This is a genomic window from Bradyrhizobium sp. UFLA06-06, from assembly GCF_054820065.1.
Window position 1 is genome coordinate 1 of record NZ_JADFUD010000118.1, and the last position, 11,349, is coordinate 11,349.

Sequence of the window (11,349 nt, forward strand, 5' to 3'; positions counted from 1 at the left end):
TGCAGTTCGGATTCGGTGTCCGCGACGATCAGGCCCTGATCGAGGATGAGTGCGGCGAGCGTGCGCACGGTGAATGCGCCGCGGCTGAATCCGAACAGGTAGATCTTCGAATCGTTCTCGTGGTCGTAGTTCCGGCAGATGAACTTGAAGGCGTCGAGGATATTGCGCTTGAGACCGTAACCGAAGGCGCCGCCGAGCAGAGCAAGCGGAATGAATTTCGACGTGCCGACGCCGTCATCATACTTGGCGGCCTGCGTATTGCCCTGCAAATCGAGCGACTGGAATATCCGCCAGACATTGGTGCGCCAGACGCTGGAAGCGGCGTTGCCGGTGCCATCGGACAGAATAATGATCTTCGGACTCGGCATTAAAAGACGCTCGCTGAAACGAATGAAGCGGATGACGCAGCGTAGCAGGGACCGGATCGATTGCTACCTTTGATCGCTCTTTAATCATTCCATGCCGCGATAGGTGTGTACCGGCGCACAAAGCGTCACGTGGTCGCGGCCATGTGAGAGGTGACGGCTTTCGCGTTGCTGCGAAAAGGCCTAGCCTGATAGCGGCGCAATTCATTGATGAGGCATAGCGATGCGCAGCCACGTCAGAAAATTTGCCCATGTCCTTGAGCGCTTCGGTCTTGCTTTGGCGGGAGCTGCAAGCGGTCTGTTTGTCGCCATCCATGTCGGCTCGAGCGTCTCGGCGCTGACCTCGCAGGCGTTCCTGCTCATCATGATGCTGGGCGGCGCGATCGGCTTCTATCTCGGCATCGATACGCCCCCCAAGCTGTTCCATCCGAAGGATTCGGCCTCGATGCGCAAAATCGACGCGGCGGAGCTGCTCGGCGCGATCGGGACCTTCCTTGCGACGATGGTCGCGTTCTTCTCGGTTGGCGTCGTCGTGCTGCGCAGCGAGCCGGACATCGGCTGGACCGCGGCCATCATGGCGGGCTGGGTGCTCGGCGTTGCGATGCAGATCGTCGGCGGCACGATCGCGCGGGCGCGCGCGTGAGGCATCGAACTGGTGTTGGACGAGGCTGGTTTTCCTGGCTCGAAATCGGTCGTATGGCGGGAGGGACGGTCTGAACGCAAGTCCGGTGTCGGCCGTCACCCGCTATGCCGGGACACCGCAAAGGCCTACGCCGAGCCGGATCAGCTGCTACTCCGCCTCCCTCATCTGTTCGCGACCTTGGTGGGATCCTTGACCGCCCTGAACGTCTCCTGCTCGACGCTGTAGAGCTCGCCGCCGACCTTCTCGACCTTGCGAATGTAGATGTCGTGGACGACCTCGCGCGTCTTCGGGTCGATCGACATCGGGCCGCGCGGGCTTTCCCAGGCCATGCCCTTCATGGCGTCGACCAACGCATCGCCATTGGTCTTGCCGCCGGTCACCTTCAGCGCCTCGTAAATCAGATGCATGCCGTCATAGGCGCTGACGCTGATGAAGTTCGGTCGAACATTCGCGTTGGCCTTGCGGAAGGCGGCGACATAGTCGCGGTTCAGGTCCGATGGATGCGCGGCGGAGTAGAACCCCGCCGTGATCATGCCGATCATCGCATCGCTCATACCCGGCAGGTCCTCGTCGTCGGCGATGTCGCCGGGGCCGATCAGCTTGATCCCGCTCTTGTCGAGCCCGCGCTCGACAAACTGCTTGGCCAGGATACCGGCCTGGCTTGTCGGGACAAAAATGAACAGGGTGTCGGGATTGCCATCCCGCGCGCGCTGCAGGAACGGCGCGAAATCGGGGTTGGCCAGCGGCACTTTCAGCGCTTCGACGATCGTTCCGCCGGCCACGGTGAAGCTCGCCGAAAATACGCCGGCGGCTTCGCGCCCGGGTGCCCAGTCGGACGCGATGATGGTGACCCGTTTCGATCCGTTCCGCGCCGCCCAATCCGCCAGCACGCTGGCCTGCTGCGCGTGCGTCCAGCTGGTGCGCACGAAGTAAGGCGACCGTTCGGTCACGATCGAGGTGCCCGATACCATGACGACGGTTGCCGTCTTGCTCTCATTGGCTAGCGGCGCGAGTGCCAGCACGCTCGGCGTCAGCCCGCCGCCGAGGATCGCGACCGCGTCGTTGACGATCAGCTCCTGCGCGATGCGCTTGGCGTTGTCGGGCACGCTGGCATCGTCCCGGACGATCAATTCGATCTTGCGGCCGGCGACCATGTCGCCGTGTTGCGCCATGTAGAGCCGCGCCCCGGCAACCGCCTGTTTGCCGACCGGCCCCAGAACGCCGGTCAATGGCATCACCAGCCCGACCCTTACGACGTCCTGCGTCTGGGTGTGTCCCGGTCGCACCGCCGCAAGCGCCAGAACAGCCCCGACCAATATGGCAAACCGGGTGCTCGACATGGCCAACCTCCCGTGAGCCCGGAAATGATGCCGGGCTATCCGCGACTATCGGCTTCGCGGCACGGAAGTCCTGATGAAGAAGTGACAGAACGGCGAATTTCCTGCTAAATTTTCCCGATTGGTGCCGTCTGTGGGCATGGAGTGACCTCTATGGACCCGGCGACTGATTCCGTTTTGATATTTGATTCCTTTGAGCTTGATCTCGCCCGCGGCGTAGCCCGCGTGGATGGCGTCGATCTCGATCTCAGGCCGAAATCATTCGCGGTGCTCGGCTATCTCGCCGGCAATGCCGGGCGGCTGGCATCCAAGCAGGATCTGCACGAGGCGGTCTGGGGTAACGTCGCGGTTTCGGACGACTCGCTCGTCCAATGTATCCGCGAGCTGCGCCTGAAGCTGCGCGATGATGACCACCGCATCATCAAGACGGTGTCTCGCCGCGGCTATCGCCTCGACGCCAGGCCGCTGACGCCGCCGCACGATCATGGATCGCAGAACGTCTCGCGCCGGACGTCCGCTCCCCGCGGCATTGCAGCGCGCTTGGCCGCGCTTCCCCGATGGTTGCTGATCGCCGGCCTGTCGGTGATCGCCTTCGCATCACTCGCATCCGCGCCGCCGATCGCCAACGGGATGTGGCATCCCCTGGCGGAATTGGCGCACTGGCTTGTCCCGCAGGATCACGGCATCGTGCCGGATCAGGACGTCGAGCGGATCACCGCGCTGGCCGCCGAGAAGCAGCTGCCGCTTCCCGCCTATCGCGTTCACGCGCCGGCAAGTGACGTACCGGACAATGTCCGCCGTTTTCTCGGCGTGTGGGTGAGCGACCAGGGATGGATCAATTCGCACCGCCAATTCATGATGATCGTCACCAATGTCGATCGGGACGGTGTCGCGACCGGCTATCTCGTGAACGGGCCGGCGATGCCGCACAGCCGTGTACCCGGACCCGGCTTTTCCGGCGGCTTCACCGGATATGTCCTCGACGACGTGTTGCGCTATGACGGCAATACGGGACTGCATTCTGCCTCCATCACCGCGGATGGACGGATCGAGTTCAAGCTCGTCTTCCGCGAGGGAGGTACCAGTATCGTGTTCCTCGAACCGCTCTGGACCCTTGCCCACCCAGGGCACGTCGCCCGCAATCAAACTTGATCGCATCGTTCGTGATGACGGCATGTCGCCAATGCAGATCGTCGGCCGCGATCGCGTGTGCGCGCGCAGCTACGCACCGCGCGTGACGCCCAATCCCGCCAGATGCGTGTCGACGAACTGGGCGAGCCGCTCGCGCAGCATTTCCGGCGGCACCGCGACCATGCGCTCCTCGAGGCCGAGCGAGATGATGCCGTGGACCGCGGAGAACATCATCCGCGACAGCAGCGCGATGTCGTCGGGATCGCGATCGGGCAGCAGCCGGACGAGCGGCGCATGCATCAGCGCGAACGCGTCCATCACCATCGTGAGGATGTCTTCCGGAAACGGCCGGTCGTCCTCCATCCGGTGCTCGAACAGCGAGCGCAGCAGATTGGCGTGCTCGGTGGCGAAGCCGAGATAGGCGTCGGCAAGCCCGTGCAGCTGGCGCAGCGGATCGTCGGCCGGGACCGCCTTGAGCTGCGTGGTCAGGGTGTGAACGGTCTCCCGGTTCACAGTCAGGATCAGCCCGTCGAAGTCGCCGAACTCATTATAGACACTCCCGATGGAGCAGCCGGCGGCCTCGGCGGCATCACGAACCTTGAGTGATCTCAATCCCTTAGTGGCGATTGACCGGCGCGCGATCTCGATCAGCAGGGCCCGCCGCTGAAGTTTTTTTCGATCCCGCCGCGATTCTTCTTGAACAATGTTCATTTTCATACTACTAATTTGAGCGTTGCTCAAGTTGGCATAGGAGGCCACTCAGATGCAGACCCTAGCACTTCAATTGACTACCACCCTTGTCGATGACGCGATCGAGCTCGTGAAGGGCTTTGGCCGCGCCGTCCTCAATCTGGCGACCGCGCCGATCGAGCGGATCGCCCGTGCCTGCGACGTCGCAGGCGTCCTGGAGCAGCGGCGCGCGGATCGGCGCGCGCCGCGCCAAGCGGCTGCGAGCGGTGGCCGCTGCAAGTCGCGCAACTGCCGATGGTCGCCGTTCCGCGGCTTGAGTGAACTGACCTGAAGCGGGCCCCCGGCAATTGTCGGCGAAACCTCAACAAAGCGCTCACCATGTCCTCTGCGAGCCCGTCCGGCGTCGGTCAACCCCAGGTCTGGATAAGGTCTCGTACATCTCTGGCGGGCAATGTCGCGACGTCCCGGTGCGACCGATTTTGCGCCGGTTCGAACCGATACGTTGCGGAAAAGACTAAAGGCTGCGGCATCTCCGTCATTTTCTCCACGCTCACCATTCTCGGCCACCCGAATTCGCAGACCTGCCAGCGCCGTGCGCGCTAACCCAAGGAACCGGTCATGATCAAGGAATTGATGACGTCCCGCCGCTTCGCGCCGCTGTTCTGGTCGCAGTTCTGCTCGGCGTTGAACGACAACGTGCTGAAGAACGCGCTCGTCATCATGCTGCTGTATGGCGTCGCCAACGAGCAGGGGCCGGCGCTGGTCCAGCTTGCGGGGGCGGTGTTCATCGCTCCGTTCTTCGTGCTGTCGGCGCTCTGTCTCTTATACACATCGTTCGTCGGCAGCGTCAGATGTGTATAAGAGACAGGCGCTGTTCGGCCCGGTGAAATATGCCGTTCTGCCCGACCAGCTGTCGGTGTCCGAACTCGCGACCGGCAACGCGCTGGTCGAGGGCGCAACCTTCATGGCGATCCTGATCGGCACCATCGCGGGTGGCATGTTCGTCGCCGGCGCCAGCCACATGGGCTGGATCTGTGCCGCCGTGGTCGGCCTGTCGGTGCTGTCCTGGGCGTTTGCATCGCGTATCCCGGTGACGCAGCCGTCCGCGCCCGATCTGCCGATCACCAAAAATCCCTGGACCTCGACCGCGCGCCTGTTGAAGTCGCTCTATGCCGAGCCGCGGCTGTGGGACGGCATGGTGATCGTGTCCTGGTTCTGGATGGTCGGTGCGATCGTGCTGTCGCTGCTGCCCGCGCTGATCAAGGAGGGCGTCGGCGGCACCGAGGGCGTGGTCACGCTGTGCCTCGCCGTGTTCGCGATCGGCATCGCCGCCGGCTCGCTGTTCGCCGCGCAGCTGAGCCATGTCCGGCCGAACCTCGCGCTGGTGCCGATCGGCGCAATCGTGATGGGCGTGATCGGCCTCGACCTCGCCTGGGCGATCGCCACCACCTCGCTCGGCAAGGATGTCACCGCGGTCGCGTTCGCGACCTCGTTCAGTGGCTTCCGCATGCTGGCCGACTTCTTCCTGTTCGCGTTCGGCGGCGGCCTGTTCGTGGTGCCGTCATTTGCCGCCGTGCAGGCCTGGACCGCGCCGTCCGAGCGCGCCCGCATCATCGCCGCCGGCAATATCCTGCAGGCCGGCTTCATGGTTGCCGGCGCGGTGTTCGTCGGCGCCCTGCAATATATCGGTCTGCCGATCGCCTGGATCTTCTTCGGCCTCGCCGTCGCGAGCTTCGGCACCGTCTGGTTCGTGCTGAGCAAGTGGGGCAAGGAGGGCGTGCGCGACTTCGGCGCGCTGCTGTTCCGGGCGCTGTTCCGCGTCGAGGTGCGTGGCATGGAGAACCTGCCGCCATCGGGCACGCGGATGCTGATCGCGCCCAACCATGTCAGCCTGGTCGACGGCCCGCTGCTGCACGCCACCTTGCCGATCGATGCGAGCTTCGCGGTCGACACCGGCATCTCCAAGGCGTGGTGGGCCAAGCCGTTCCTGAAGATGATCAAGCACTACACGATGGATCCGTCGAAGCCGCTGGCCGCGCGCGACCTGATCAAGCTGGTCGCCGCCGGCGAGCCGGTGGTGATCTTCCCGGAAGGGCGCATCACGGTCTCGGGTTCGTTGATGAAAGTCTATGACGGCACCGCGATGATCGCCGACAAGGCCGATGCAGTCGTCGTCCCGGTCCGCATCGAGGGCGCGCAGCGTTCGCATCTCAGCTATCTCAAGAATGGCGAGATCAAGCGCTCCTGGTTCCCCAAGGTGACGATCTCGATCCTGCCGCCGGTGAAGCTGCCGGTCGACCAGTCGCTGAGGGGCAAGGCGCGCCGCAATGCCGCCGGCGCCGCGCTGCAGGACGTGATGATCAACGCCATGGTCCAGAACGCGATGCTCGACCACACGCTGTTCGAGGGTCTCGGCCACGCCTATCGCGACCGCGACACCGGCAAGCCGATCATCGAGGATGCGCTCGGCACCAAGCTGACCTATCGCAAGCTGATCCTCGGCGCCCAGGTGCTGAGCCGCAAGCTCGAGCAGGGCACCGCGGTCGGCGAGAATGTCGGCGTGCTGCTGCCGAACTCGGCCGGCGTCGCCGTCGTGTTCATGGCGCTGCAGACCATCGGCCGCGTGCCGGCGATGCTCAACTTCTCGGCCGGTCCGGTCAACGTGCTGGCGGCGATGAAGGCGGCGCAGGTGAAGACCGTGCTGACCTCGCAGGCCTTCATCGAGAAGGGCAAGCTCGACAAGCTGATCGCGGCGCTCGCCGGCCAGGCGCGCGTCGTCTATCTCGAGGACGTCAGGGCCGGCATCGGCCTCGCCGACAAGGTCGCGGGCTTCCGCGCCGGCATCGCGCCGCGGGTCGCCCGCAAGGCCAACGATCCCGCGGTCGTCCTGTTCACCTCGGGGTCGGAAGGCACGCCGAAGGGCGTCGTGCTGTCCCATCGCAACATCCTCGCCAACGCGGCGCAGGCGCTGGCGCGGGTCGATGCCAATGCCAACGACAAGGTGTTCAACGTGCTGCCGGTGTTCCACTCGTTCGGTTTGACCGGCGGCATGATGATGCCGATCCTCGGCGGCATCCCGATCTTCATGTATCCGTCGCCGCTGCATTACCGGATCGTGCCCGAGCTGATCTACCAGACCGGCGCGACGATCCTGTTCGGCACCGACACCTTCCTGACCGGCTACGCCCGCTCGGCGCATGCCTATGACTTCCGCACGCTGCGGCTCGTCATCGCCGGTGCGGAGGCGGTGAAGGAGCGCACGCGGCAGATCTACATGGAGCGCTACGGCATCCGCATCCTCGAGGGCTACGGCGTCACCGAGACCGCGCCGGTGCTGGCGATGAACACGCCAATGGCCAACCGCCAGGGCACCGTCGGCCGGATCTCGCCGCTGATGCAGTACCGTCTCGATCCGGTGCCCGGCATCGAGGAAGGCGGCCGGCTGTCGGTGAAGGGCCCGAACGTGATGCTCGGCTATCTCCGTGCCGAGAATCCCGGCGTGCTGGAGCCGCTGCCTGAAGGCTGGCACGACACCGGCGACATCGTCACGGTCGACGCGCAGGGCTTCATCGCGATCAAGGGCCGTGCCAAGCGCTTTGCCAAGATCGCCGGCGAGATGGTTTCGCTGTCGGCGGTGGAGGCGATCGCGGCTGCGATCTGGCCGCAGGCAATGTCGGTTGCGGTCACGCTGCCCGATCAGCGCAAGGGCGAACGCATCGTGCTGCTCACCACTCAGAAGGACGCCGACCGCGCCGCGATGCAGCGCCAGGCCAAGAGCGTCGGTGCCTCCGAGCTCGCAGTGCCGGCCGATATCCGCGTCGTCGACAAGGTGCCGCTGCTCGGCACCGGCAAGACCGACTATGTCGGCGCCACTGCGCTGGCGAAGGAACTCGCCGCGGCACCTGCGCCGCAGGCCGAGCCTGCCAGTGAAGAGCCCGAGGCCGAGCCGGAATCGCTGCAGCAACACGTTGCATGAGTCTTGGCATGATGGTTGTGCTTTTCGGGAGCATGTTGTCAGATAGACGGCAACTGCTCCCGAGAAAGCACGATCATGCTGGACAAACTGAACCCGGCTACGGAGGACGCGCCCGAACTTGCCGCCGAGCGATGGATCGGCGCGTTGGATGCGGCGCTCGCGAGCCGCTCCGCCGAGGCTCTCGCCGCGCTGTTTGCGCCCGAGAGCCACTGGCGCAATATCTTCGGCATTTCCTGGCAGTTTGCGACCTTCAGCGGGCGGCAGCGCCTCGTTGTCGAACTGCTGACGCGCGCTGAAGCGGTCGGCGCGAGCGGATTTCGTCTCGACGACCGTGCCTTGATACCGCAGCGGGCCGTGGTGGCCGGACGCGAGGTGATCGAGGCCGTCTTCACCTTCGACACGTCGAATGGTCCCGGCAGCGGCGCGGTCCGCCTGCTGCATGAGAGGGGCGGAAATTCCGCGGCGTGGACGTTCTCCACGATGCTCGACTTCAACCGCATCTGCGAGGCGCGCGCCGATCGCGCCGCCGAGCAATCCCACGCGCGCGATTTCGCCGCACCCGACTGGCTGGAGCAGCGGCAGGCCTCGCGCGCCTATGCCGGCCGAGAGCCCGACGTGCTGATCGTCGGCGGCGGCCATGCCGGCATCGCGGCCGCGGTCGAGTGCAAGCGGATCGGGCTCGATGCCCTGATCGTCGATCGCGAGCGGCGCATCGGCGACAATTGGCGGCTGCGCTATCGCGGCCTCAAGCTGCACAACAAGACGCCGGTCAATCTGTTCCGCTACCTGCCGTTTCCGCCGAGCTTTCCGGGCTACATCCCGAAGGACCAGATCGCAAACTGGCTGGAGAGCTATGTCGACATCATGGAGCTCGACTTCTGGACCGAGACCTCGTTCGAAGGCGCGCGCTATGACGATACGGCGCAACGCTGGACGGTGACGCTGCAAGGGACCAGCGGCCCGCGCACGCTGCATCCGAAGCACATCGTGCTCGCGACCAGCGTCAGCGGCACACCGAACATTCCCCGGATCGAGGGCATCGGGAATTTCGAGGGGAAGGTGCTGCACTCCAGCGCGTTCGCGGCCGGGCGCGAATGGGCAGGGCGCTCGGTCGTCGTGTTCGGCACCGGCACCAGCGCGCATGACATCTGCCAGGAGCTGCACGCCGCGGGCGCCGACGTCACCATGGTGCAGCGCAGCCCGACCATGGTGGTCAATGTCGAGCCCGCGCAGCTCTACGACAAGACCTATCTCGGCGACGGCCCGCCGATCGAGGTGCGCGACATCCTCAATTCCGGCGTGCCGCTGCCGGTCATGAAGATCGCGCACCGGATCATCACCGACGAGGTGAAGCGGCTCGATGCTCCGCTGCTGTCGCGGCTGGAGCGCGCCGGCTTCCGGCTCGAATTCGGCGAGGACGGCACCGGTTGGCCGCTGAAATTTCGTTCCCGCGGCGGCGGCTACTACTTCAATGTCGGCTGCTCCGAGCTGATCGCCGACGGCAAGATCCGCCTGATCCAGGCCGCCGACATCGCTGATGTCACCGCCACCGGCCTTGCGTTGAAGGACGGCACGTCGCTCGCCGCCGAGCTGTTCGTGCTCGCTACCGGCTACAAGGGCCCGGACCATCTGGTCGGCAGGTTGTTCGGCGAGGACGTCGCCGGGCGCGTCGGCCGGGTCTGGGGCTTTGACGATGCGACCCAGGAGCTGCGCAACATGTGGACGCGCACGCCGCAGCCCGGCCTCTGGTTCGCGGGCGGCGCGTTCTCGCAGGCCCGCATCTACAGCCGCTTCATCGCGCTGCAGATATCCGCGATCGAGGCCGGCACGCTTTCCAAGCAGGTAGAGTTTTGACGAAGTCATCCCACCTGCTGTTTTCTTCTCCCTCTCCCCGCTCTTGCGGGGAGACGGTTGGGGTGACGGGCTCCGTCCGCGCATTCGACTCGTGGAGATTCCCCCTCACCCGTCGCTCCCCGCAAGCGGGGCGAGGTGAAGCAAGTTGCCCCATCGTTGCTCACTTGAACTAAAGGACTCCCATGCCGCTTCCGCTCGACCCCGTTATTGAGAAGATCATCCCGCTGCTGCCGCTGCGCGATCCCGAAACCATGACGCCGCAGAGCTGCCGCGATTCGCTCCGCGCGCTGGCCGAGGCGCGCAAGGCGGTACCGCCGCCGCCCGTCGACGTGGCGCGCGATATCGCGGTCGCGGGCGCCGCCGGCAAGCTCGGCGCGCGGCTCTATCGCAACGGCCGCGGCACGGCGCCGACCGTGATTTTCTTCCACGGCGGCGGCTGGGTCGCCGGCGATCTCGAGACGCATGACCGCCAGGCCCGCAACCTCGTGATCGACACCGGCGCGGTGGTGATCTCGGTCGATTACCGCCAGCCGCCGGAGACGCGGTTTCCCGGCGCCTTCGAGGATGCGTTCGCCGCGATCCGTGACGTGGTCGCGCGCATCGACGAATTCGGCGGCGATCTCGCCCGCGTCGGCGTTGCCGGCGATTCCGCGGGCGGCAATCTCGCCGCCGCCACCGCGCTGGCCTGCCGCGACGCCCGCATCAGGCTCGCCGGGCAATTGCTGGTCTATCCCGTCACTGACGTGGTCGGCAATTTCGCCGATGCGGGCGAGAACGCCAGGTTTCCGTCACGCGCCGAGAATGCGGACGGCTACTTCCTGACGCGCGCGACGATGCAGTGGTTCTGCGGGCACTATCTCGCTGACAAGGCGGAGGGCGCCGACTGGCGCGTCTCGCCGCTGCGCGCGAAGAGCCTTGCCGGTGTCGCGCCGGCCGTCGTCACCACAGCCTGGTTCGACCCGCTGCGCGACGAGGGGCACGCCTATGCCAAGGCGTTGCAGGCGGCCGGCGTGCAGGTCGCATATCATTCCGGCGAGGGCCTGATTCACGGCTACTTTGGTCTTGGCGATGCCTCGGAGGCGGCACGCGCCGAGGCACAGCGTGCGCGGGCGGATTTCAAGGTGTTGCTGGAGCGGGGAGTTTAACGTCCGGTCGCTCCAGCCATTGTTGGCGAAGGAAGTGTAACCACATCGTCGTCCCGGCGAAGGCCGGGACCCATTACCCCGAATGTCGGTGTTGTACGACGTTGGGGCCACGGCCCGCTCCAACAACAGGCTGCGGTGGTTATGGGTCCCTGTGTCTTGGAAGTCTGTCAGGATGAGGGTGGGCGGGAAGCCGTTGGGTCCTTGGCGC

The 11,349-nt window shown here is 65.5% G+C and carries 8 protein-coding genes and 1 pseudogene; 6 read left to right on the plus strand and 3 right to left on the minus strand.

Going from position 1 to position 11,349, the window contains the following annotated elements; translation table 11 throughout:
* A partial coding sequence (locus IF803_RS41490; protein ID WP_461196058.1) for a phospholipase effector Tle1 domain-containing protein occupies positions 1–368 on the minus strand: 368 nt, incomplete at its 3' end.
* Positions 369–588: 220 nt separating this feature from the next.
* On the opposite strand from IF803_RS41490, the gene IF803_RS41495 reads away from it, so the two are divergent.
* Positions 589–1,008, plus strand: a complete 420-nt coding sequence (locus tag IF803_RS41495; protein WP_038387793.1) for a hypothetical protein — start codon at positions 589–591, stop codon at positions 1,006–1,008.
* A 161-nt stretch (positions 1,009–1,169) separates the two neighbouring features.
* Here IF803_RS41495 and IF803_RS41500 read toward each other — a convergent pair whose 3' ends face one another.
* On the minus strand, positions 1,170–2,348 hold the full coding sequence (locus IF803_RS41500; RefSeq protein ID WP_461196059.1) for an ABC transporter substrate-binding protein: 1,179 nt from the start codon (positions 2,346–2,348) through the stop codon (positions 1,170–1,172).
* A 150-nt stretch (positions 2,349–2,498) separates the two neighbouring features.
* Here IF803_RS41500 and IF803_RS41505 point away from each other — a divergent pair, with 150 nt between their 5' ends.
* The gene (locus IF803_RS41505) at positions 2,499–3,497 is read left to right on the plus strand and encodes a winged helix-turn-helix domain-containing protein (protein WP_461196060.1); all 999 of its coding nucleotides are present in this window, start codon (positions 2,499–2,501) and stop codon (positions 3,495–3,497) included.
* Between the two features lie 69 nt (positions 3,498–3,566).
* Here the strand turns inward: IF803_RS41505 and IF803_RS41510 are convergent, their stop codons facing one another.
* Entirely contained in the window at positions 3,567–4,187 is a 621-nt protein-coding gene (locus IF803_RS41510) for a TetR/AcrR family transcriptional regulator (protein ID WP_461196061.1), read from the minus strand.
* 52 nt (positions 4,188–4,239) lie between these two features.
* On the opposite strand from IF803_RS41510, the gene IF803_RS41515 reads away from it, so the two are divergent.
* From IF803_RS41515 to IF803_RS41530, 4 genes and pseudogenes are all read left to right on the plus strand, one after another.
* A complete protein-coding gene (locus IF803_RS41515; RefSeq protein WP_411781952.1) occupies positions 4,240–4,497 on the plus strand; it encodes a hypothetical protein in 258 nt (85 codons plus the stop codon).
* A gap of 287 nt (positions 4,498–4,784) precedes the next feature.
* Positions 4,785–8,142: pseudogene (locus IF803_RS41520) on the plus strand (acyl-[ACP]--phospholipid O-acyltransferase).
* Between the two features lie 75 nt (positions 8,143–8,217).
* The gene (locus IF803_RS41525) at positions 8,218–9,996 is read left to right on the plus strand and encodes an NAD(P)-binding domain-containing protein (protein ID WP_461196062.1); all 1,779 of its coding nucleotides are present in this window, start codon (positions 8,218–8,220) and stop codon (positions 9,994–9,996) included.
* Between the two features lie 182 nt (positions 9,997–10,178).
* Positions 10,179–11,141 (plus strand): alpha/beta hydrolase, encoded by a 963-nt coding sequence (locus tag IF803_RS41530; RefSeq protein WP_461196063.1) that lies wholly within the window; start codon positions 10,179–10,181, stop codon positions 11,139–11,141.
* Positions 11,142–11,349 lie beyond the last annotated feature (208 nt).